The sequence below is a fragment of the Streptomyces sp. ME19-01-6 genome, from assembly GCF_033793745.1.
Lineage (GTDB): Bacteria > Actinomycetota > Actinomycetes > Streptomycetales > Streptomycetaceae > Streptomyces.
Genome location: NZ_JARAXF010000005.1, coordinates 323244 through 346137, shown reverse-complemented (window position 1 = coordinate 346137; position 22894 = coordinate 323244). Strand labels below are relative to the sequence as shown.

Sequence of the window (22894 nt, the reverse complement as noted above, 5' to 3'; positions counted from 1 at the left end):
TCAGGCTCCTTGGGCGTTGGGCTGGGTCTCGGGCTGTGCGGCAGGCTCCCCGGCGGAGTGCCCGCCGAGGCGGTTGCGCAGCCGCTGGTGCCAGACCGGACGCTTCCGGGGAGGAACGTGGTCGACGCCACCGAGCGACCACGGATTGCAGCGCAGGATGCGCCACGCCGTCAGCGCCGTTCCTTTCACCGCGCCGTGCCGGTCAATGGCCGTATAGCCGTAGTGCGAGCACGACGGGTAGTACTTGCAGACCGGTCCCAGCATCGGGCTGATGGTCCACTGGTACAGCTTGATCAACCACAGCAGCGGGTACTTCATTGCGGCACCCCTCCCAGTAGCCGCCGCACTGCGGTGTCGAGATCGCGGGCCAGCTGGTCGTGGCCCGCCTCACCCGCACCCGGCAGCGCCCGTACGACCACAAGGCTACCTGCGGGAAAAAGTTCGAGACGGTCGCGCATGAGATGGCGCAGTCTCCGCTTCACCAGGTTGCGCACGACGGCACCGCCGACCGCCTTGCTCACGACGAAACCCGCACGCGCGGGGGGAGCACTCTCCCCAGGTGCGTGCGGGTCCGTTTCACCGCTGGCAAGGCCGCTGCGATAGTGCACGACGAGGAGCGGGCGTCCGGCCCTGCGCCCTCGGCGTACCGCGGCCGCAAAGTCCTCGCGCCGCCTCAGCCGTTTTTCGGTAGGCAGCACGTCATGGACCTTGGGTCAGGCTGCTCAGGCCGACAGACGGGCGCGACCCTTGCTACGGCGGGACGCGAGAATCGCGCGGCCGGCACGGGTGCGCATACGCAGCCGGAAGCCGTGGGTCTTCGCGCGGCGGCGGTTGTTCGGCTGGAAGGTGCGCTTGCTCACTCGGGGGCTCCAGAAATGAATCGTGTGGTGGCGGGACATCGCCTGGCTGTCACCGTGCGCCCACGAGTAGCTCGCAATACGCCCGAGTGCACCGCTTCTTGATCATCGGACCTGGGGTCCGCGACCCTTGCCCATCGGAGGCAGGCGGCAGCAGCCATCGACAACTCGACCTGGTTACGGTACGCGGGATTACGCCATCCGGTCAAACCGGCAGCGCCCGGCGGCGTGGCCGGACGGCCCCCGCGGAAGATCGGACCCCCTGTGTCCGGGGGCAAGGGAACGCGGGGCGACATCGCATGGCACATTTGTACACACCCTGTGGACAACGACTTGAACCGCGCACCCCGGCCTGACTACCGTGGCTGGGCTCCGATTCCTTCCCGCCCGTCCCGAGAACCGCACATTCGTGGGACCTGTCGGCGTCCCCCCACCCAGCGAGTGAGAGAGCGTGCCCTGTGGCTGACGTACCTGCCGATCTTGCCGCAGTGTGGCCACGTGTGCTCGAGCGGCTGCTCGGAGAGGGCGCGGGCCAGGGCGGACAAGGCGTCGAGGCCAAGGACGAACACTGGATCAAGCGGTGCCAGCCGCTCGCCCTCGTCGCCGACACCGCGCTGCTGGCCGTACCCAATGAATTCGCCAAGGGCGTGCTGGAGGGTCGGCTGGCCCCGATCGTCAGTGAAACGCTCAGCCGCGAATGCGGCCGCCCGATCCGGATCGCGATCACCGTCGACGACTCCGCCGCCGAGCCGATGGTCCCGCAGCAGCCCCAGCGCGACACCTATGACAGCCGCGACACCTATGAAAGTCGCGACACCTACGAGAGCCGCGACGCTTACGAGGGTTACGACAACCGCGACGGCTACGACGGCCGGGACGGATACGGCCGTCCGGCGGGCGATGAGCTGCCGACGGCCCGCCCCGCCTACCCCGGCTATGAGCAGCACCGTCCCGAGCCCGGCGCCTGGCCCCGGCCCCGGGACGACTACGGCTGGCAGCAGCCCCGGCTCGGCGGGTTCCCCGAGGGGGACCCGTACGCCGGTCAGCGCCCCCAGCACGGCTATGACCAGCAGCGCTTCGACCAGCAGCCGCACTCCGACTACCGGGGCCCGGGCGCCGAGCGGCCCGGCCCCGGACCTGGCTCGGGTGTCGGCCCGGGGCACGACCGGTCGCCCTACGAGCAGCCGCGCCGGGAGCTCCCCGACCCACTCGACCGTCCCCGCGGCGGCCCGCCCCTGCTGCCCTCGCAGACCGGCGCCCCCGGGCCGCTCGCCGCACAGCCCGCGCCCGCGCCCGGCCCCGGTGAGCCGACGGCGCGCCTGAACCCGAAGTACCTCTTCGACACCTTCGTCATCGGCGCGTCCAACCGCTTCGCGCACGCCGCGGCGGTCGCGGTCGCCGAGGCGCCCGCCAAGGCGTACAACCCCTTGTTCATCTACGGGGAATCCGGGCTCGGCAAGACCCACCTGCTGCATGCGATCGGGCACTACGCCCGCAGCCTCTACCCGGGAACGCGCGTGCGCTATGTGAGCTCGGAGGAGTTCACCAACGAGTTCATCAACTCCATCCGCGACGGCAAGGCGGACGCGTTCCGCAAGCGCTACCGCGACATGGACATCCTTCTTGTCGACGACATCCAGTTCCTCGCGAGCAAGGAGTCGACGCAGGAGGAGTTCTTCCACACCTTCAATACGCTCCACAACGCCAACAAGCAGATCGTGCTGTCCTCCGACCGGCCGCCCAAGCAGCTGGTGACCCTGGAGGACCGGCTCCGCAACCGCTTCGAGTGGGGCCTGATCACCGATGTGCAGCCGCCTGAGCTGGAGACGCGCATCGCGATCCTGCGCAAGAAGGCGGTGCAGGAGCAGCTGAACGCGCCGCCGGAGGTGTTGGAGTTCATCGCCTCCCGCATCTCGCGCAACATCCGCGAGCTGGAGGGGGCGCTGATCCGGGTCACGGCCTTCGCCAGCCTGAACCGCCAGCCGGTGGACCTCGGCCTCACCGAGATCGTGCTGAAGGACCTGATCCCCGGCGGCGAGGACGCGTCCCCGGAGATCACCGCCACCGCGATCATGGCCGCGACCGCCGACTACTTCGGGCATACCGTCGACGACCTGTGCGGCGCCTCGCGCAGCCGGGTGCTGGTCACCGCGCGGCAGATCGCCATGTATCTGTGCCGTGAGCTGACCGATCTGTCACTGCCCAAGATCGGGGCGCAGTTCGGCGGCCGGGACCATACGACGGTCATGCACGCAGACCGCAAGATCCGGGCGCTGATGGCCGAGCGACGCTCCATCTACAACCAGGTGACCGAGCTGACCAACCGCATCAAGAACGGCTGACGCGGCGCGCGGCGCGGCTGACGCGCCGGATTCCGCCCAGGGCGCTTCGGGAGAACGGCTCCCGCAAGCGCCCTTTGTCGTTCCTTGCCCGCTCCGACCGGGCTCCGCTCCGCCCGCCGGCCGCCTCGACCCGGCGGACCCTCGCCCCGACGTCGCGGCGTCGACGCGGGCGGCCTGTTCGATTCCACGCCCTCTGATCCCGCTTCTCCACAGATCTGTGGCCGATCCACCGTCCACACCCTGGGGATGCGCCGGTTGTCCCGACTGTGTCCACAGGGGCGGCCGCCGGAGCTACATCAGAGGAGGTCAGCCGGGTGTGGAATTGTGACAATCAACGGTCCACAGACTGTGGACGACCGAGTTACCCACAGAGCGGGTTCCGCGTTGTCCACCGCCCGCCCACAGCCAAGGCCCCGTCACCCACAGCTTCTCCACACCCTCATCCACTGTTCGGCAAGGAAACGGGCGTGGTCACCGGGATGAGTGAAAGGCGTCACATCAACGAGCCGGGTTGGGCTGTGGGGAAGGTGGGTAAAACTGGGGACACAGCTGGGGAGAACCGGGGCTCGCCTGTGCATCGGGTGTGCAGAACTCGGCGGCATCCACAGCAAAGCCGGTTTGTCCACTGCCGTCGCCCACAGGCCCGGTGGACAAAAAACTGATGCTGACCTGCGAGAAGGCAGTTGTCCACGGTTTCCACAGGGCCTACTACTACGACCACTCAGTTAGAGCGAGAAATTCGTTTCGAAGTGGGGCCTGTGCACAACCGGGCTCCGAGCCGCCCGACACCTCGGGCGCCGATTTGACCCCGAGCCGCACCGACTGTCGGCGGCGTACGTCAGACTGGTCTCCGGCGATTGCGCCGACGACGAAGGCCAGCAGGGCGAGCCAGCAACAGCAGGAGGCGGTTCCGGTGAAGATCCGGGTGGAGCGCGATGTACTCGCGGAGGCAGTGGCCTGGGCGGCCCGCAGCCTTCCGGCCCGTCCGCCGGTGCCCGTCCTCGCAGGGCTGCTGCTGAAGGCGGAAGACAGCAGCCTCAGCCTCTCCGGCTTCGACTACGAGGTCTCGGCCCGTGTGTCGGTGGAAGCCGATGTGGAGGACGACGGCACGGTCCTGGTCTCCGGCCGCCTCCTCGCCGACATCTGCCGCGCCCTCCCCAACCGCCCTGTGGAGATCTCCAGCGACGGTGTGCGGGTGACCGTCATCTGCGGCTCCTCGCGATTCACACTCCACACCCTGCCTGTGGAGGAGTACCCCGCCCTGCCGCAGATGCCGACGGCGACCGGCACCGTGCCCGGCGACGTCTTCGCCTCCGCCGCGGCCCAGGTGGCCATCGCCGCCGGCCGCGACGACACCCTGCCGGTGCTCACCGGTGTGCGGATCGAGATCGAGGGCGACACGGTCACGCTGGCCTCCACCGACCGCTACCGCTTCGCGGTCCGCGAGTTCCTGTGGAAGCCCGAGACGCCCGACATCTCCGCGGTCGCCCTGGTGCCCGCCAAGACGCTCCTGGACACCGCCAAGTCGCTGACCAGCGGTGACACCGTGGCCCTCGCGCTGTCCGGCTCGGGCGCCGGGGAGGGGCTGATCGGCTTCGAGGGCGCCGGACGCCGCACCACGACCCGGCTGCTCGAAGGTGACCTCCCGAAGTACCGGACGCTCTTCCCGACCGAGTTCAACTCCGTCGCCGTGATCGAGACCGCTCCGTTCGTGGAGGCCGTCAAGCGCGTCGCCCTGGTCGCCGAGCGCAACACCCCGGTCCGGCTCACCTTCGAGCAGGGCGTGCTGATCCTGGAGGCCGGGTCGAGTGACGACGCACAGGCTGTGGAGCGTGTCGACGCCCAACTCGACGGCGACGACATCTCGATCGCCTTCAACCCGACCTTCCTGCTGGACGGGCTGAGCGCGATCGACTCCCCGGTCGCCCAGCTGTCCTTCACCACGTCGACCAAGCCCGCTCTGCTCAGCGGCAAGCCGGCCATGGACGCCGAGGCGGACGAGGCGTACAAGTACCTGATCATGCCGGTGCGGCTCAGCGGATGAGCGGGAGTGGCCCACGGCTGAGCGGCAACCCCTGGGCGTAGGCTCGGACTCAGGTGCGAAACGCAATGACTACGGCATAGAGGATCACTGATGGAGCTCGGTCTCGTCGGTCTCGGCAAGATGGGCGGCAATATGCGCGAGCGCATCCGCCGCGCAGGTCACACCGTCATCGGATACGACCGCAATCCGGAGGTCGCCGACGTCCACAGCCTCGGCGACCTTGTGGACAAGCTCAAGGGACCGCGCGTGGTGTGGGTCATGGTGCCGGCGGGCATCGCGACCCAGACCACCATCGACGAGCTGGCCGAACTGCTGTCACCCGGCGACATCGTGGTCGACGGCGGCAACTCCCGCTGGACCGACGACGAGAAGCACGCCGAGCAGCTGAACGCCAAGGGCATCGGCTTCGTCGACTGCGGCGTCTCCGGCGGCGTCTGGGGCCTGCAGAATGGTTATGCGCTGATGTACGGCGGCGCAGCCGAGCATGTGGCGAAGGTCCAGCCGATCTTCGACGCGCTCAAGCCGGAGGGCGACTTCGGCTCGGTCCACGCCGGGAAGGTCGGCGCCGGCCACTTCGCGAAGATGGTCCACAACGGCATCGAGTACGCGATGATGCAGGCCTACGCCGAGGGCTGGGAGCTGCTGGAGGCCGTGGACTCGGTCACCGACGTCCGCGAGGTCTTCCGCTCCTGGCGGGAGGGCACCGTGATCCGCTCCTGGCTGCTGGACCTCGCGGTCAATGCCCTGGACGACGACGAGCACCTGGAGAAGCTGCGGGGCTACGCGCAGGACTCCGGCGAGGGCCGCTGGACCGTCGAGGCGGCCATCGACAACGCCGTGCCGTTGCCCGCCATCACGGCCTCGCTCTTCGCCCGGTTCGCGTCCCGCCAGGACGACTCCCCGCAGATGAAGATGATCGCCGCACTGCGCAACCAGTTCGGCGGCCACGCGGTCGAGAACAAGAAGTAACCAGCCCCCGTAAGGGAGCCGCCGGGGGAGGTCGGCGCGCCACCATGCATGTCACGCATCTGTCGCTCGCCGACTTCCGCTCGTACGCCCGTGCCGAGGTCGCCCTCGGGCCGGGCGTCACGGCCTTCGTGGGCCCCAACGGCCAGGGGAAGACCAACCTCGTCGAGGCCGTCGGCTATGTGGCCACGCTCGGCAGCCACCGCGTCTCCGCCGACGCCCCGCTGGTGCGGATGGGCGCGGACCGGGCGATCGTGCGGGCCGCGATCGTCGAGGGCGACCGGCAGCAGCTGGTCGAGCTGGAGCTGAACCCCGGTAAGGCCAACCGGGCCAGAATCAATAGATCTTCGCAGGTCAGACCGCGCGATGTGCTCGGCATCCTGCGCACGGTCCTGTTCGCGCCCGAGGACCTGGCCCTGGTCAAGGGGGATCCGGGCGAGCGCCGGCGCTTCCTGGACGAGCTGGTCACCGCGCGCTCGCCGCGCATGGCCGGGGTCCGCGCCGACTACGAGCGGGTGCTCAAGCAGCGCAACACCCTGCTCAAGACGGCCGCGCTGGCGCGGCGTCACGGCGGCGGCCGCGGTGCCGGGGGCGACGGGGCGCTGTCCACTCTCGACGTATGGGACCAGCATCTGGCGCGGGCGGGTGCCGAGCTGCTCGCCCATCGCCTCGATCTGATCGCCGCGTTGCGGCCGCTGACCGACAAGGCGTACGAGCAACTGGCCCCAGGAGGCGGTCCGGTCGGGTTCGACTACCGCAGCTCCGTCGGCGACGGCCTGGCGGCCACGGGCACCCGCGAGGAGCTGTACGAGCAGCTCTCGGCCGCGCTCACCGCCGCCCGCAAGCAGGAGATCGAGCGCGGGGTCACGCTGGTCGGCCCGCACCGCGACGATCTGATCCTGCGGCTCGGGGACCTTCCGGCGAAGGGCTATGCGAGCCACGGCGAGTCCTGGTCGTATGCGCTGGCCCTGCGGCTGGCCTCGTACGACCTGCTGCGTGCCGAGGTCCCTTGGGCGCCGGGCGGGCCTACCGCCGAGGCCGGAGGGGCCGGCGGGGCCGAGGCGGGGAGGCGGGCGGGCGAGCCGGTGCTGGTGCTCGACGACGTCTTCGCGGAGCTCGACGAGCGGCGCCGGGAGCGGCTGGCCGAGTTGGTCGCCCCGGGCGAGCAGGTGCTGGTGACGGCGGCTGTGGAGGACGACGTCCCCGGGGTGCTGGCGGGCGCCCGCTACGCGGTGTCCGAAGGGGAGGTGCGGCCCCTGTGACCGAAAAGCCCGCACAGCCGCCCACCCCGCCGGAGCCCTCGGGAGTCGACCTGGCGCGGGTGGCGCTGCGCGCCGCCAAGGAGCAGGCGCGCGCCCGTGGTGCGGCGGCGCAGCAGAAGAAGCAGGCGCGCCGCGGGGGCTTGCGCTCCGGCGCGCGCGCCGATGGGCGCGATCCGCTGCCGCTCGGTGCCGCGATCAGCCGGTTGATCACCGAGCGGGGCTGGGAGACCCCGGCCGCGGTCGGCGGGGTGATGGGCCGCTGGCCCCAGATGGTGGGGCCGGAGGTGGCGCAGCACTGCGAGCCGCAGCGGTACGACGAGGAGGCGCGGGTGCTGACGGTGCGGTGCGACTCGACGGCGTGGGCGACCCAGCTGCGGCTGCTGGCCCCGCAGCTGGTGGCCCGGCTCAACGCGGATCTCGGCCAGGGCACGGTCAAGCTGATCAAGGTCTTGGGCCCGGGCGGCCCGGCCCGCCGTTATGGATCGCTGCGCGCCCCCGGCAGCACGGGCCCCGGAGACACCTACGGCTGACGCGCCCCCTTCGCGCGCCCCATCCTGCGCCCCCAGGGCCACCGGGCGCGCGGGGGGTGGGGGCGGCCGTGAAGGGGGTGGCAGCTGTGGCGTCTGTCATGGTTGCCGGTGGTTGACGGCTCGAAGCGCTGAGTGGCGGTGTGAGCCTCTTGGACCCCGTCCCCAGATATGGGGAGTCGGTGGTGACCGGTTCAGGGCGGCACATGCGGACTCAGGCACCGGCAAGCCCCCATTCTTGTCGGCGCTACCGGTAGACTGAGCGAGTACGCCGTCGCCGCTTGCGCACCGAGCGCTTGCGGAAACATGTTGAACGACGCAGCCGCTCCCGCCTGCCCCGGAGACGGCTCGTGCTGTGCCAGAAAGGGCGCTTCGTGGCCGATTCCGGCAACCCCAACGAGAACATCCCGTCCGAGATCCCGTCCGAGATCCCGTCCGAGGACGGCGATGAGGCCCTGGCCTCGCCGTCCTATGACGCCAGTGCGATCACCGTCCTGGAGGGCCTGGACGCGGTCCGCAAGCGACCCGGTATGTACATCGGTTCCACCGGTGAGCGCGGCCTCCACCACCTCGTCCAAGAGGTGGTGGACAACTCCGTGGACGAGGCCCTGGCCGGTCACGCGGACACCATTGAGGTGACGATCCTGGCCGACGGCGGGGTCCGCGTGATCGACAACGGCCGCGGTATCCCGGTCGACCTGCACCCGGTGGAGAAGAAGCCGGCCGTCGAGGTCGTGCTGACCGTGCTGCACGCGGGCGGCAAGTTCGGCGGCGGCGGCTACGCCGTCTCCGGCGGTCTGCACGGCGTCGGCGTCTCTGTGGTCAACGCGCTGTCGACGAAGGTCTCGGTCGAGGTCAAGCAGCTCGGCTACCGCTGGACCCAGGACTACAAGCTGGGCGTGCCCACCGCGCCGCTGGCCAAGAACGAGCAGGTCACGGACACCGGTACGACGGTCACCTTCTGGGCCGACCCGGATATCTTCGAGACCACCGAGTACTCCTTCGAGACGCTGTCGCGGCGCTTCCAGGAGATGGCGTTCCTGAACAAGGGCCTGGCCATCTCGCTGACGGACGAGCGCGAGGCCCATGTGGACGAGGAGGGCAAGCCGCTCTCCGTGAAGTACTGCTACGAGGGCGGCATCGTCGACTTCGTGCAGTACCTGAACTCCCGCAAGGGGGAGCTGGTCCACCCCACGATCATCGGCTTCGAGGCCGAGGACAAGGAGCGGACGCTCGCGGTCGAGATCGCGATGCAGTGGAACACCCAGTACACCGAGGGTGTCTACAGCTTCGCGAACACCATCCACACCCATGAGGGCGGTACCCACGAGGAGGGCTTCCGCGCCGCGCTGACCTACTTGATCAACAAGTACGCGCGGGACAAGAAGCTACTCCGGGAAAAGGATGACAATCTCACCGGTGAGGACATCCGCGAGGGTCTGACCGCGATCATTTCGGTCAAGCTCGGCGAGCCTCAGTTCGAGGGCCAGACGAAGACGAAGCTGGGCAACACGGAGGTGAAGACCTTCGTCCAGAAGATCGTCCATGAGCACCTGGCCGACTGGCTGGACCGCTACCCCAACGAGGCGTCGGACATCGTCCGCAAGTCCATCCAGGCGGCCACGGCCCGGGTCGCGGCCCGCAAGGCCCGCGATCTGACCCGCCGCAAGGGGCTGCTGGAGAGCGCGTCACTGCCGGGCAAGCTGGCCGACTGCCAGTCCAACGACCCCGCCAAGTGCGAGATCTTCATCGTCGAGGGTGACTCCGCCGGCGGCTCGGCCAAGGCCGGCCGTAACCCGCAGTACCAGGCGATCCTGCCCATCCGAGGCAAGATCCTCAACGTCGAGAAGGCGCGGGTCGACAAGATCCTCCAGAACAACGAGGTCCAGGCGCTGATCTCGGCGTTCGGCACCGGTGTGCACGAGGACTTCGACATCGGCAAACTCCGCTATCACAAGATCATTCTGATGGCGGACGCCGACGTCGACGGCCAGCACATCAACACCCTGCTGCTCACCTTCCTCTTCCGCTTTATGCGTCCGCTGGTCGAGGCGGGCCATGTCTACCTGTCCCGCCCGCCGCTCTACAAGATCAAGTGGGGCCGGGACGACTTCGAGTACGCGTACTCGGACCGCGAGCGGGACGCGCTGATCCAGGTCGGCCGCGAGCAGGGCAAGCGCATCAGGGAGGACTCGGTCCAGCGCTTCAAGGGTCTGGGCGAGATGAACGCCGAGGAGCTGCGCGTGACCACCATGGACGTCGACCACCGCGTCCTGGGCCAGGTCACCTTGGACGACGCGGCGCAGGCCGACGACCTGTTCTCGGTCCTGATGGGCGAGGACGTCGAGGCCCGGCGCTCGTTCATCCAGCGCAACGCCAAGGACGTCCGCTTCCTCGACATCTGAGTCGGCCCCGAGCAGCCGCAGACGACAGAAGGACTTTGACCAGCAATGGCCGACGAGAACACCCCGAACACGCCCGAAGACCCCACCCAGGCGGCCGCCACCCTCCGCGTCGAGCCGGTGGGCCTCGAGACGGAGATGCAGCGCTCGTATCTCGACTACGCGATGAGCGTGATCGTGAGCCGTGCGCTGCCCGACGTCCGGGACGGCCTCAAGCCGGTGCACCGACGTGTGCTGTACGCGATGTACGACGGCGGGTACCGCCCTGAGAAGGGCTTCTACAAGTGCGCCCGCGTCGTCGGCGACGTGATGGGCACGTACCACCCGCACGGCGACTCGTCCATCTACGACGCCCTGGTGCGGCTGGCCCAGCCGTGGTCCATGCGGATGCCTCTGGTCGACTCCAACGGCAACTTCGGCTCTCCGGGCAACGACCCGGCGGCGGCCATGCGCTACACCGAGTGCAAGATGGCGCCGCTGTCCATGGAGATGATCCGGGACATCGACGAGGACACCGTCGACTTCCAGGACAACTACGACGGGCGCAACCAGGAGCCGACGGTTCTGCCGGCCCGCTTCCCGAACCTGCTGATCAACGGCTCGGCGGGGATCGCGGTCGGCATGGCCACCAACATCCCGCCGCACAACCTGCGCGAGGTGGCCGAGGGCGCCCAGTGGTTCCTGGCCAACCCGGAGGCCACGCCGGAGGAGCTGCTCGACGCGCTCATCGACCGGATCAAGGGCCCGGACTTCCCCACCGGCGCCCTGGTCGTCGGCCGTAAGGGCATCGAGGAGGCGTACCGCACCGGCCGCGGCTCGATCACGATGCGCGCGGTCGTGGAGGTCGAGGAGATCCAGGGCCGTCAGTGCCTGGTGGTCACCGAGCTGCCGTACCAGGTCAACCCGGACAACCTGGCGCAGAAGATCGCCGACCTGGTGAAGGAAGCCAGGATCGGCGGCATCGCCGACGTCCGCGACGAGACGTCCTCGCGGACCGGCCAGCGCCTGGTCATCGTGTTGAAGCGGGATGCGGTCGCCAAGGTCGTGCTCAACAACCTCTACAAGCACACCGACCTGCAGACGAACTTCGGCGCGAACATGCTGGCGCTGGTCGACGGGGTGCCGCGCACCCTCTCGCTGGACGCCTTCATCCGCAACTGGGTCACCCACCAGATCGAGGTCATCGTCCGCCGGACGCGCTTCAGGCTGCGCAAGGCCGAGGAGCGGGCCCACATCCTGCGCGGTCTGCTCAAGGCGCTGGACGCGATCGACGAGGTCATCGCGCTGATCCGGCGCAGTGACACGGTGGAGATCGCGCGCACGGGCCTGATGGACCTGCTGACGATCGACGAGATCCAGGCCAACGCGATCCTGGAGATGCAGCTGCGGCGGCTCGCCGCCCTGGAGCGTCAGAAGATCATCCAGGAGCACGACGAGCTCCAGGCCAAGATCAACGAGTACAACGCGATCCTGGCCTCGCCCGAGCGGCAGCGGCAGATCATCAGCGAGGAGCTGACCGCGATCGTCGAGAAGTACGGCGACGACCGGCGCACCAAGCTGATTCCCTTCGACGGCGACATGTCCATCGAGGACCTGATCGCCGAGGAGGACATCGTCGTCACGATCTCCCGCGGCGGCTATGTGAAGCGCACGAAGACCGAGGACTACCGCTCGCAGAAGCGCGGCGGCAAGGGCGTGCGCGGCACCAAGCTCAAGCAGGACGACATCGTCGACCACTTCTTCGTCTCGACCACCCACCACTGGCTGCTGTTCTTCACCAACAAGGGCCGGGTCTACCGGGCGAAGGCGTACGAGCTGCCGGACGCGGGCCGGGAGGCGCGCGGCCAGCACGTCGCCAACCTGCTGGCGTTCCAGCCGGACGAGCAGATCGCGCAGATCCTGGCGATCCGGGACTACGAGGCGGTGCCGTACCTGGTGCTGGCCACGAAGTCGGGTCTGGTGAAGAAGACCCCGCTCAAGGACTACGACTCGCCGCGGTCGGGTGGTGTGATCGCCATCAACCTCCGGGAGACGTACGACGGCGGGGAGGACGAGCTGATCGGGGCCGAGCTGGTTTCGGCTGAGGACGATCTGCTGCTGATCAGCAGGAAGGCACAGTCGATCAGGTTCACGGCCACGGACGAGTCCCTGCGGCCGATGGGGCGGGCGACCTCCGGAGTCAAGGGCATGAGCTTCCGCGAGGGCGACGAGCTCCTGTCGATGAATGTCGTCCGGCCCGGTACGTTTGTGTTCACCGCCACCGACGGCGGGTACGCGAAGCGGACGAATGTCGACGAGTACCGCGTCCAGGGCCGCGGCGGTCTCGGGATCAAGGCCGCCAAGATCGTGGAGGACCGCGGTTCTCTCGTCGGGGCACTGGTGGTCGAGGAGAGTGATGAGATCCTTGCCATCACGCTCAGCGGTGGCGTGATCCGTACCCGTGTGAACGAGGTCAGGGAGACGGGCCGTGACACCATGGGCGTCCAACTGATCAACCTGGGCAAGCGCGATGCCGTCGTCGGTATCGCCCGGAACGCCGAGGCCGGTCGTGAGGCTGAAGAGGTCGAGGACGAGTCCGAGACCGCGAGCGAGGCAGCCGAGGGGGCCGCGTCCGAGGCGGCCGAGGGCACACAGTCCCCGGCCGACGAGACCGAGGAGTAAGTCGTGAGTGGAGCCACGGGTGCCGCGGCGGGCGGCGGCGGAGCGGATGCCGGCCAAGGGCCGGTGCCGGGAGCCGCACCCGCCGGGAGCGGATCATCCGCTTCGGCAGGCGCCCGTGGCCCCGCCGCCGACTCCCATGGGGGGACAGTGACGGACATCAGGCAGCCGCAGCCGCCGTACGAGGGCTACCCGGGCAGCCCGCTGCCCGGTGAGCGGCCGGGCCAGGCACAGCCCGCTCAGCCGTACCACCCGCCGCAGGCGTACGCCCCGCCGAGTGGCCCGCCGAGCACCGGTGCGGCCGCCCGCGGCGCCTCAGGACAGCAGCAGACCGCGGTGCGCCGCCCGCGTACCGAGTCGGGCGCCCGTCCGGCCCCGCGCACCCGCAAGGCGCGGCTGCGGGTCTCCAGGGCGGACCCGTGGTCGGTGATGAAGGTCAGCTTCCTGCTCGCGATCGCGCTGGGCATCTGCACCGTGGTCGCCGCGGCGGTGCTGTGGATGGTCATGGACGGGATGGGCGTCTTCAGCGCCGTGGGCGGGACGATCAGTGAGGCCACGGAGTCGAAGAAGGACACCGGCTTCGACTTGGAGTCGTTCCTGTCGCTGCCGCGCGTGCTGATCTTCACCTCGGTCATTGCCGCGATCAACGTGGTGCTGGCGACGGCGCTGGCCACCCTGGGGGCCTTCATCTACAACCTGTCGGCGGGGTTCGTCGGCGGGGTGGAGGTCACGCTCGCCGAGGACGAGTAGCGGCCGTCCGTAACCGATTTTGGGACAGGGCTGGTCGTGCGCTAATCTTTCGGTGCAGCGCGGGGCTATAGCTCAGACGGTTAGAGCGCTTCCCTGATAAGGAAGAGGCCACAGGTTCAAGTCCTGTTAGCCCCACCGGCGCGATCAGCCCGGGCGGAGATCTTCTCTCCGCCCGGGCTGATTCCGTAGCGGCGCCCGGCCAGTTGGTGAAACGGTCATCAGCCGATCAATGCCGGGCATAGGTCACCGAACGGTATCGGCCGGTGTGTATCATCGGGCGCCAGAGGTCCCCTACGTCAAGGAAAGAGACGAGGTAGCGCGGTGAAGAAGCTTCTCCTGGTCGCACTGGCCGCCATCGGCGGGCTCCTCGTGTACCGCCAGATCCAGGCGGATCGCGCCGAGCAGGATCTGTGGACGGAGGCGACCGACTCCGTGCCCGCAGGTTCGGGTGTGTGAGACCAACAGCTCTGTACAGGGCCCTGACCGCTGGAGCGGTCAGGGCCCTGTCGGCTTTACTGGCGGCCGTCGCGGCAAACGCGGCAACCGCCTCCCTTGTTCACTCTTGCAAATGAAACGCTTGCATAAGCAAAGTTGAACGGGCTGTGCGGCCGGTACGACGAGGAGTGACCCGCGATGGATGACCGCAGCAAGGTCAGGACCGGCCTCGCCGCGGTGGCGGCGCTGTGCGTGGTGGCCACGACGCCAGGATCGGCCGGTCAGGCCTGGGCCGCGCCCGCGGACGGGGCCGCCGGGGCGCGGCCGTACCGGACCGAGGGGACCTCGGTCCAGGGCACCAGCGACGCCGCGGGAGCCCCGCTGCTGAAGCCGGGGCTCGGCTACGTCGACAGCATCGGCCGGGGCGAGAAGCGGCACTACAGCGTCCGGCTGGACGCCACGTCCGGCGCGTATGTCTCGGCGGTCGCGGCGCCCCGGCCGGGGGCGGGCGTGGTCTCGTACCAGGACGGCGTCAAAGTGACGCTGGAGAGCCCCGACGGCGCCACCTGCGGCAGCTCCGACCGGAAGATCGAGGCGAACGGCGTGGCCTATCCGCTCGCCGACTACGTGGCGCGCCAGGCCACGTCGGGCTCGGTGGCCTCCTGCCGCAAGGCGGGCCGGTATCTCGTCACGGTGGAACGCGGACCCGGCTCCCAGGACCCCGGCAGCTGGCCGCTGGAGCTCCGGCTGATGGTGGAGCCGCCGGTGAAGGGCGGGGACACGGGGCAGGCCCCCGAGGAGAGTTGGCGCACCACGCCGCCCGAGCTGCCCAAGGGGAAGGCACGGTCGCGGCAGGGCGGCACGGGGTTCAATGACGCGCGCCCGTTGTCCACAGGGGTGTGGGCGGATCAGATCAGGCCGGGCGAAACCCACTTCTACCGGGTGCCGGTCGACTGGGGACAGCGGCTCGGCGCCACCGCCGAACTGCCCGCCGCGAAGACCGAAGAGACGGCCGGTGTGAACGACGCACTGGGGCTTCGGGTCTTCAACCCGGCGCGCGGCCTGACGAAGAAGAGCTCCTTCGTCGCCTACGAGGGCCGGGAGACACCGGCGGAGGCGGACACCGTCCCCGTGGCGTACGGCAACCGGACGGCGCGCGCGGAGTACTCGGTGCGCACGATGAGCTTCTCCGGGTGGTACTACCTGGCGGTCACGGTGAATCCAAACGTCTCGCGGTTCTTCAAGGGCACGGTGCCGCTCACCCTGCGGGTGCGGATCTCGGGTACCGCGAAGGACGGGCCGACGTACGACGGGGACGCGGTCCGGGCGGGCTTCGGCCTCACGGACGCCGACCGGCGGGAGGCCGCCCGGGCGCCGGCCACCCGGGATGACGCCGTGGCGGTGGCCGCCGGCACGGACAAGGACCAGCTGCGGCTGGTGGGCTATGTGAGCTATGCGGTCGGCGCGCTGCTGCTGCTCGGGCTCGGGGGGTGGACGCTGGCGGCCCGGCGCCGCGCTCCGGGCGCGGCGGGCCCGGTACCCGGGCCGGGCAGGCACCGGCGGTACGGGCCGCCGCCCGCCTGGTAGTCAGCCCGCGGCCAGTAACGCCCATGTGCCGACCGCGAAGCACACGGCCGCGGCGATCAGGATCGCGATCGCCGTCTTCCGTGACGGTCCGGGACGGCGTCGGGCGGTGGGGGGAACCTGCGGCTGCGGAGCGGTGTATGGACGAGTACGAGGGTATTCGTGCTGCGCCGCCGGAGCGGGAGCGGTGGCCGGAGTGGGAGTGGGGGTAGGCGTATGCGAGGGCGGAGGACCTGGCCGCCGGCCTGGCTGTCGTGGATCGAGCGGGTTCTGCGGCGGCTGTGCGGGCCGTACGGGCCGTGGGGGCGGCGTGGGCTGTGCGGGCGCCGGCTGGGGGGTCTGAGGCTGCGGAAGGCCGGAGTACGGGGTGTGGGGGGCGTGCGGGGGGTACGGGGCGTGGGGCTGCCCGCTCGGGTTCTGCCCGCTCGGGATCTGGCCGGTGTGCGGCTGCCCGGTGTGCGGCTCGGGCGCCTGCGGTTGAGGAGCCGAGGGCGGCGGCGGGGCCAGGTGCGGCGGTACCCCGGTGTGCGGCGTCTGAGGCTGGGGCGGGGGCAGTGGGAAGCTGCCGGTGTCCGACATCGACGGCTGCGAGACGGACGGCTGCGAGGCGGACGACTCGGATGGCTGCGACAGGGACGGCGGCTGTGTCGTGGTGGGCCCCTGGGGGCCCGAGGGCTGGGGCGTCGGGCCGCTGTGCACCCCGGCCGTGTCGGTGTGGGTGTCGGTGTTGGCGGCGGTGTCTGCGTCCACCCGCCGGTTCGTCCGGAAGGGGCCCTCGGGCCCGAACTCCGCGGGGAGTGGCCCGAGATGGTCGAAGACCTCGATCACCTCGTCGTCGATGCCGGGTTCTGGCAGCATCTCGGCGGCCGTGAGAAGCGCCTTGCGCGCCCCTGTGGCCGTGCGGAACCGGTCGTCGGGATCGGGCTGCAGCAGATTCGCTATCACCTGCCACAGCGGCTCGGGCACCCCCGCGGGCGCGTTCGGCACGCCCTGCTCGAACAGCTTGATCAGGGCGTCCGCGTCCGGCTTGTGCCCGCTGAGCAGATACAGCGCCACCAGCCCGACCGCGAAGAGGTCCGCGGGGAAGTCCGGCTCCTCGCCCATCATCTGCTCGGGCGCGAAGTAACCGGGCGTCCCCATCACGAAGTTGGCCTCGGTGAGCCGGGGCTCCCCCTTCGTCAGCGCGATGCCGAAGTCGGACAGCCGCACATGCGGGCGGCCGGTCCCGGTGGCCTCCAGCAGGATGTTCGCGGGCTTGATGTCGCGGTGCACCACGCCTTCCGCGTGCACCGCCGCCAGTCCGGAGAGCAACTGGTCCAGCAGCGTGCACACATAGCGCGGCGGCAGCGGGCCGTAGTCGCCGATGAGGTGGGCGAACGAGCCGCCGCCCACCAGGTCCATGGTGAACAGCACTTTGTCGTCGTCCGCGGCCCAGCTGGCCGGTGCCAGCACATAGGGGTGGTCGATGCGCAGCGCCTGTTCCCGTACGAACCGCAGCAGGGTGTGCGCGTCGCGCTGCTGCAGCACCTTCGCCGCGACGTAGCGGCGGCGCCGGTGGTCCCAGACCCGCCATACGGCGCCCACGCCACCGCGCCCGATCGGGTCGACCAGTTCGTACCGGCCCGCGAAGATTTCACCCATCGCGCGGCCCCCGCCCACTCATCGGCTCGTCAGCAGTCCGTCAGCCCATCAGTTCTGGTGCGCCTCGTAGTGGGCGACCGCTTCGGCGGTCCGCCCGGCGCCGTACACCCGGAGAAACTCTGCCAGCTCCGGGTGGGTGGGGGCGAGGGTGTCGGCGGCGTCGATGATGTCGCCCGCGGCGGAGACCGAGCGCAGCAGCGACTGGATCTCACGGACCACGCGCCGCACGGTGGGGGCGCCGGTGCTCGCCGTGGCCTGTGTGGTGTTCAGCACGGAGCCCCCCGCGGACTTCTTGATCTCTTCCATGCGCTCGGCGGCCTCGGCGGCGCTGACCCGCCCGTCCGCCGCCTGGCTCGACAGCTCCTGCAGGGCCTGTACCCGCTGGACGACGGCCGGGTTGCCGATCTTGGCTCGCTGGCCGCTCATCAGCTGCGAGAGCATGGGCGCGGACAGACCGAGGACGGCGGCGAGGCGGGCCTGGTTGAGGCCGAGGTCGTCAATGAGACGGCGGAAGAGCGCCCCCAGGGGTTCCCCGTACCAGCTGCGCTGCAGCTCCCGTGCGCGGGCGGTGGCATCCTGCTGTGCTGCGTCCATTCGCTCTCCCCTTCGCTTCGCTGCAGCGAATCTTGCGTGGCATCCTACGGAGGGCGGTACGCGCGAGCGATACCCGGTCGGGAAAGGTGGCCACAACCAGGTATCCTGATCGGCGACGGGGCCTTAGCTCAGTTGGTAGAGCGCCGTCTTTGCATGGCGGATGTCAGGAGTTCGACTCTCCTAGGCTCCACTTCCGTCACCGGCCAGGACACCAGAGCGTGTCCTGGCCGGTTTGCCTTGCCGCCGTCCTGCCGCCGATGTCCCGCGCGGATCCCTTGGCGCGGTTGGCTCGGCGCGGGCCCCGCAGCAGCGTTCGGGGGCATTGTCCTCCCGCATGTTGCCCGGTGTTGCCGCTCTCGCAGTTGTCGCGCGCAACACCTTCCGTATGCCCCACGCTGGCCTCAACTCGGGCAAGTCGTCCGGGAGTCGTCTGGTCGGCGCGATCCGCCGTGCGGGGAGACAAGATGCGTGAGCTGCGGCCATTGGGCGAGGGTCTGAGTGACGAATGCCGGGATTTCGCCTTGGCGCTGCGCGATCTGTTCAAGGGGCTGGACGTCTCGGTGCGCAGATATGCCGCGCGCAGGTACCGCGATCCGGGCACGCTCTCGCGCTATCTGAGCGGGACGCGCATCCCGCCGTGGGAATTCGTGCAGGACCTGTTCACCGACCTCGCAGAGCGGCGGGGCACCGCGGCGACCCCGGCCGCCATCGAGCTGGTGCGGGAGCTGCACCGGGCCGCGGTGCACACGAGCGGGTCGCCCGGTCACGCGATGGAGATCCTCCAGCATCAGCTGGCGGACGCCGACCGGGAGGCCCGGACGTCCAGTGTGAAGGAGGACGTGCTGGGCGAGGCGCTGCTCGAGCGCCAGCACCGCATCGCCGATCTCGAGGTGCGGCTGAACCAGCTGGAAGCGGCATGGGCGACGGAGCGCACACGGGCGGACACGCTGGAGCTGGGCCTCCCCGATCACGCGGAGCTGATCAAGGAACGGGACATGCTCCAGCGCGAGGTGAAGCGCCTCACCGAGGAGCTGGAGGATGTGCGGTTGCGCGGGTTACTGGCGGAGGACCGCTGTCAGATGCTGGAGCGGCAGCTGGCCATGGTGGAGTCCCAGCGGCCCGCCGCGGCCCCGGAGCCGGAGGGGGTGACCGAAGCCGCCGCGGGGCCCGCGATGTCCAAGACCTGCTCGGGGCCTCGTCCGAAGATCCTCGTGGTCGACGACCAGCACAACAACCTGCTGGCCATGGAGGCCGTGCTGGCCACGCTGAACCAGGAGTTGGTGACCGCGTCCTCGGGGCAGGAGGCCCTCAAGGCCTTGCTCGACCACGACGACTTCGCGGTGATCCTGCTGGATGTGCAGATGCCGGAGATGGACGGCTATGAGACCGCGGCCCATATCCAGCGGCGGCACCGCAACCGGGACATCCCGATCATCTTCCTGACCGCGATGGGCGCCGACCCGGAGCACTCCTCCCGGGGATACGCGGCCGGTGCGGTGGACTACATCGCCAAGCCGTTCGACCCCTGGGCGCTGCGTGCCAAGGTCTCCGTCTTCACGGAGATCTTTTTGGAGAGGCGCCGGTACAGCGAGCGCGTCGCTGCTTACTGAGGGAACAGCGAAGGGCGAGGGAAGCGGTCTCCCGCCCCTCGAGGGCGTGCCGCCGGGGCCGGCGGCCGGGTGCACCGACCGGCCTCCGGCCCGGGCTCTGCGCTTGCGCCCCCGGCCCGGCTCAGCGCTCCTTCTCGTCCGTCTGCTTGTCGTCCGTCTGCTTGGCCTGGGCCTCCGGGTCGAGCGCGGACTGGTCGCTGCCGTCCACCGACGTCAGCGGTTCGCGCTCGCTCAGCTCGGTCGCCGCCGGGGGTTCGACCAGCCAGTCGGGGTTGGCCTGCCGGTCCCACCACTTCCACGCGGTGAAGACACCGGCGCCCACGAGGCCGACGAAGGCCGTGCGCTTGGCGATGCGCCCGGTCCGGTCCCTCCTGCGGCGGCGCTTGGCGAGCTTGTGGATGTCGGCCGCGGTCACATGGTCACGCAGGGCGGCCAGGGCCGCGGCGCTGCGGGTGACGGCCTCCTCGCACACCGGCCCGGCCGTGGCGCGCGCCTCGGCCACCGCGTGCTGGACGCGCGGCGCGGTGTACCGCGCGGCCCGGCGGGCCGTCTTGCGGGTGCGGGCGGCGGCCCGGGTGGCGGCGGTGTCGACCCCTCGCGGCAGGGTGCCGCGGGCCTGGGTCAGTCGCGGCGCGATATGCACGTGGTACTGGCTGCCGGCGGCGTGGCGGGCCTGGTGCGCGGCGTGTGACACCTTCGGCCCCAGCTGTACGCGAGCCGTGTGCGCGTAGCGCGCGGCGGCGTCCTTGGCCGTATCGGCGTAGGGCGCCACCACTTCCGCTGCGTGCAGAACGCTGCCCTTGGCGGTGCCGGTCGCGGCTCGCACGCTCTCCATGCGGGTCACGGGATCCTCCCCTTTCCGTCTCATGGAAGATCATGCCTATTTGTGAAGATCATGCCTGTTCCCGGGACGCCGGGCACGTGCGGCCGGGCATCCGGGGCATATACGGGTTCCCGTCCGGGCCGACCTGAATCGTGTGTGCCGCGCGCGGCTTCGTGGGTACGCGTCGTCGCGGCGTCCGTGCGAGGATCAAGGGACCGCAATGAAAACTATGGAAGGTAGATCGTGGCTGAGCAGCTCTACGCCACCCTGAAGACGAACAATGGCGACATCGTGATCCGGCTGCTGCCGAACCACGCCCCCAAGACGGTCAAGAACTTCGTGGAGCTCGCCGAGGGCACCCGTGAGTGGACCCACCCGGCGACCGGTAAGCGGGCCAAGGAGAAGCTGTACGACGGCACCGTCTTCCACCGCGTGATCAGCGGCTTCATGATCCAGGGCGGTGACCCGCTGGGCAACGGCACCGGTGGCCCCGGCTACGAGTTCGGCGACGAGTTCCACCCGGATCTGGCGTTCAACAAGCCGTACCTGTTGGCGATGGCCAACGCCGGCCCGGGTACCAACGGCTCGCAGTTCTTCATCACCGTCGCGCCGACCGCGTGGCTGACCGGCAAGCACACCATCTTCGGCGAGGTCGTCGACGAGGCGAGCAAGAAGGTCGTCGACGCGATCGTGGGCACCTCGACCAACCCGCGCACCGACCGCCCGCTCAACGACGTCGTCATCGAGTCGGTCGTCGTGGAGACCCGCGAGGGCTGATCCGAGGGCCGACCTCGTACCACGGGCCCGCACGGGGCCTTGTGGGACCGGTGGCGGGAACTCCGCGCCCCGCCTGTCCGTCTTGACGGCAGGCAGGCGGGCACGTGGGCCCGGTGCGAGCATGGAGTGCAGGGCAAGGGGAGACGATGGAGGACCAGGCGGTCTGCTGCTATCGGCACCCGCAGCGCGAGACCGGCATCAGCTGTGTCCGCTGCGAGCGGCCGATCTGCCCTGAGTGCATGATCAACGCCTCGGTCGGCTTCCAGTGCCCCGAGTGCGTGCGCGGTGGCGCGCAGGGCTCTTCCTCAGGGCCCGTCCCGGCGGGGCACCCGGTGCGGGACGCCCGGCCGCGCACCATAGCGGGCGGCGCGCTCACCGCCGACCCGCGGCTGGTCACCAAGATCCTCATCGGTCTCAATCTCGCCGTGTGGTTCGTGGCGCTGGCGATCGGCGACCGGTTTGTGAACGCCCTGGATCTGGTGGGCCGGGCATACGACCCCGGCGCGGCCGACCTGGTGGGGGTCGCCGAGGGCCAGTGGTACCGGCTGATCACCGCGACGTTCCTGCACCAGGAGCCGTACCACATCGCCTTCAACATGCTCTCGCTGTGGTGGCTCGGCGGGCCGCTGGAGGCGGCGCTCGGCCGGGCCCGCTATCTCACGCTGTATCTGCTGGCCGGCCTGGGCGGCAGCGCGCTGTCGTATCTGCTCGCCGCGCAGAATCAGCCCTCGCTCGGCGCCTCCGGGGCGATCTTCGGCCTGCTCGGCGCGACAGCGGTCCTGATGCGCCGCCTCAACTACGACATGCGGCCGGTCATCGCGCTGCTCGTGCTCAACCTGATCTTCACGTTCGCCTGGTCCGGCATCGCCTGGCAGGCCCACGTCGGCGGCCTGGTCGTGGGCACGGCGGTGGCGTACGGGATGGTGCACGCGCCGCGCGAGAAGCGCGCGCTGGTGCAGCGGGTCACCTGCACGCTGGTGCTGCTCGCGATCGTCGCGGTGGTGTGGCTGCGGACGGTGCAGCTCACCGGCTGACCGGCCGCGTCCGGTGACCGCCGGGCGCCGCGTTCGCGCCTATCGGGGATATCCACAGCGAAGTTGTCCACAGCGAGTGCCCAATCTTGTGCAAGCTGTGGAGAACATCAGTGCGGACCCGTACTCATCTGCGTTTTCGCAGGCAGAAGCAGGTGTGAGCGGTCGAACGGACGTGCCCGGCCGATCACACCGGCGTCAATGCGGCGGAAGTTATCCACAGATCTTCTGAGTTTTCCCCGGCTGTGGATAACTCTGTGGACGACCGGGGCGCGGCGGATCGGGGGAGCCGATCCTACTTCCACTGAGTGGAGACCACGAACCCGGCGGCGATGAAGCCGAAGCCGACCACGATGTTCCAGTTGCCCAGGGACTCGACGGGCATGTCCCCAGTGGTCACGTAGAAGATCACGATCCAGGCCAGGCCGATGAGGAACATCGCCAGCATCAACGGAGCCACCCACCGGCGGCCGCTGTTCAGGTTGATGCTAGCGGCCTGCTTCGCCGGCGGCGGCGTGAAGTCGTCCTTCTTGCGGATCCGTGACTTCGGCACGAGGAACTCTCCTGTCGATGCGCTGCGTGACCGCGCTG

Annotated in this window: 20 protein-coding genes and 2 tRNA genes; 15 read left to right on the top strand and 7 right to left on the bottom strand. The window is 69.8% G+C overall.

The features are described from left to right. From yidD to rpmH, 3 genes are read right to left on the bottom strand one after another with little or no spacing between them, the layout of a single operon-like run. Positions 1-318: a membrane protein insertion efficiency factor YidD gene (yidD, locus tag PV419_RS14980; RefSeq protein ID WP_014177966.1), complete on the bottom strand. Its 318-nt coding sequence runs from the start codon at positions 316-318 to the stop codon at positions 1-3. Continuing rightward, positions 315-698 (bottom strand): ribonuclease P protein component, encoded by a 384-nt coding sequence (gene rnpA, locus PV419_RS14975; RefSeq protein WP_319688785.1) that lies wholly within the window; start codon positions 696-698, stop codon positions 315-317. The genes yidD and rnpA overlap by 4 nt, the downstream gene beginning before the upstream one ends. A gap of 24 nt (positions 699-722) precedes the next feature. After that, positions 723-860 (bottom strand): 50S ribosomal protein L34, encoded by a 138-nt coding sequence (gene rpmH, locus PV419_RS14970; protein ID WP_003956500.1) that lies wholly within the window; start codon positions 858-860, stop codon positions 723-725. 455 nt (positions 861-1315) lie between these two features. On the opposite strand from rpmH, the gene dnaA reads away from it, so the two are divergent. From dnaA to PV419_RS14915, 11 genes are all read left to right on the top strand, one after another. Further along, positions 1316-3199 (top strand): chromosomal replication initiator protein DnaA, encoded by a 1884-nt coding sequence (gene dnaA, locus PV419_RS14965; protein WP_319688783.1) that lies wholly within the window; start codon positions 1316-1318, stop codon positions 3197-3199. Between the two features lie 913 nt (positions 3200-4112). After that, positions 4113-5243, top strand: coding sequence for a DNA polymerase III subunit beta (gene dnaN / locus PV419_RS14960; protein ID WP_319688781.1), 1131 nt, complete (start codon positions 4113-4115; stop codon positions 5241-5243). Positions 5244-5333: 90 nt separating this feature from the next. Then, positions 5334-6212 (top strand): phosphogluconate dehydrogenase (NAD(+)-dependent, decarboxylating), encoded by an 879-nt coding sequence (gene gnd / locus PV419_RS14955; protein WP_319688779.1) that lies wholly within the window; start codon positions 5334-5336, stop codon positions 6210-6212. 44 nt (positions 6213-6256) lie between these two features. Next, positions 6257-7471: a DNA replication/repair protein RecF gene (gene recF, locus PV419_RS14950; protein WP_319688777.1), complete on the top strand. Its 1215-nt coding sequence runs from the start codon at positions 6257-6259 to the stop codon at positions 7469-7471. Then, positions 7468-8001 (top strand): DUF721 domain-containing protein, encoded by a 534-nt coding sequence (locus tag PV419_RS14945; RefSeq protein ID WP_319688775.1) that lies wholly within the window; start codon positions 7468-7470, stop codon positions 7999-8001. Before recF ends, PV419_RS14945 begins: the two co-directional genes overlap by 4 nt. A 347-nt stretch (positions 8002-8348) precedes the next feature. Continuing rightward, entirely contained in the window at positions 8349-10403 is a 2055-nt protein-coding gene (gene gyrB, locus PV419_RS14940; RefSeq protein WP_319688773.1) for a DNA topoisomerase (ATP-hydrolyzing) subunit B, read from the top strand. Positions 10404-10448: 45 nt separating this feature from the next. Continuing rightward, positions 10449-13061, top strand: coding sequence for a DNA gyrase subunit A (gene gyrA, locus PV419_RS14935; protein WP_319688771.1), 2613 nt, complete (start codon positions 10449-10451; stop codon positions 13059-13061). A gap of 147 nt (positions 13062-13208) precedes the next feature. Continuing rightward, positions 13209-13808 carry a DUF3566 domain-containing protein gene (locus PV419_RS14930; RefSeq protein WP_319688769.1) on the top strand — a complete coding sequence of 200 codons (600 nt, stop codon included), beginning with the start codon at positions 13209-13211 and terminating at the stop codon, positions 13806-13808. A 61-nt stretch (positions 13809-13869) separates the two neighbouring features. Then, positions 13870-13943: transfer RNA gene (locus PV419_RS14925), tRNA-Ile, on the top strand. 186 nt (positions 13944-14129) lie between these two features. Beyond that, entirely contained in the window at positions 14130-14264 is a 135-nt protein-coding gene (locus PV419_RS14920; RefSeq protein ID WP_003958712.1) for a DLW-39 family protein, read from the top strand. A gap of 177 nt (positions 14265-14441) precedes the next feature. Continuing rightward, the gene (locus PV419_RS14915; protein WP_319688767.1) at positions 14442-15830 is read left to right on the top strand and encodes a hypothetical protein; all 1389 of its coding nucleotides are present in this window, start codon (positions 14442-14444) and stop codon (positions 15828-15830) included. Here PV419_RS14915 and PV419_RS14910 read toward each other — a convergent pair whose 3' ends face one another. Next, positions 15831-17468: a serine/threonine-protein kinase gene (locus PV419_RS14910; protein WP_319688765.1), complete on the bottom strand. Its 1638-nt coding sequence runs from the start codon at positions 17466-17468 to the stop codon at positions 15831-15833. A 48-nt stretch (positions 17469-17516) separates the two neighbouring features. Continuing rightward, positions 17517-18062 carry a DNA-binding protein gene (locus tag PV419_RS14905; RefSeq protein ID WP_319688763.1) on the bottom strand — a complete coding sequence of 182 codons (546 nt, stop codon included), beginning with the start codon at positions 18060-18062 and terminating at the stop codon, positions 17517-17519. Positions 18063-18179: 117 nt separating this feature from the next. Between PV419_RS14905 and PV419_RS14900 the strand changes: the two genes are divergently transcribed. Together PV419_RS14900 and PV419_RS14895 are read left to right on the top strand one after the other, a co-directional pair. After that, positions 18180-18252, top strand: a tRNA-Ala gene (locus PV419_RS14900). A 274-nt stretch (positions 18253-18526) separates the two neighbouring features. Then, the gene (locus PV419_RS14895) at positions 18527-19672 is read left to right on the top strand and encodes a two-component system response regulator (RefSeq protein WP_319688761.1); all 1146 of its coding nucleotides are present in this window, start codon (positions 18527-18529) and stop codon (positions 19670-19672) included. Between the two features lie 121 nt (positions 19673-19793). On the opposite strand, the gene PV419_RS14890 is transcribed toward PV419_RS14895, so the two are convergent. Further along, on the bottom strand, positions 19794-20516 hold the full coding sequence (locus tag PV419_RS14890; RefSeq protein WP_319688760.1) for a DUF5324 family protein: 723 nt from the start codon (positions 20514-20516) through the stop codon (positions 19794-19796). A gap of 222 nt (positions 20517-20738) precedes the next feature. Here PV419_RS14890 and PV419_RS14885 point away from each other — a divergent pair, with 222 nt between their 5' ends. Next, positions 20739-21272, top strand: coding sequence for a peptidylprolyl isomerase (locus PV419_RS14885; RefSeq protein ID WP_319688758.1), 534 nt, complete (start codon positions 20739-20741; stop codon positions 21270-21272). 146 nt (positions 21273-21418) lie between these two features. After that, positions 21419-22306 (top strand): rhomboid family intramembrane serine protease, encoded by an 888-nt coding sequence (locus PV419_RS14880; protein ID WP_319688756.1) that lies wholly within the window; start codon positions 21419-21421, stop codon positions 22304-22306. Positions 22307-22598: 292 nt separating this feature from the next. Here the strand turns inward: PV419_RS14880 and crgA are convergent, their stop codons facing one another. Then, entirely contained in the window at positions 22599-22856 is a 258-nt protein-coding gene (gene crgA / locus PV419_RS14875) for a cell division protein CrgA (RefSeq protein WP_030827826.1), read from the bottom strand. Positions 22857-22894 lie beyond the last annotated feature (38 nt).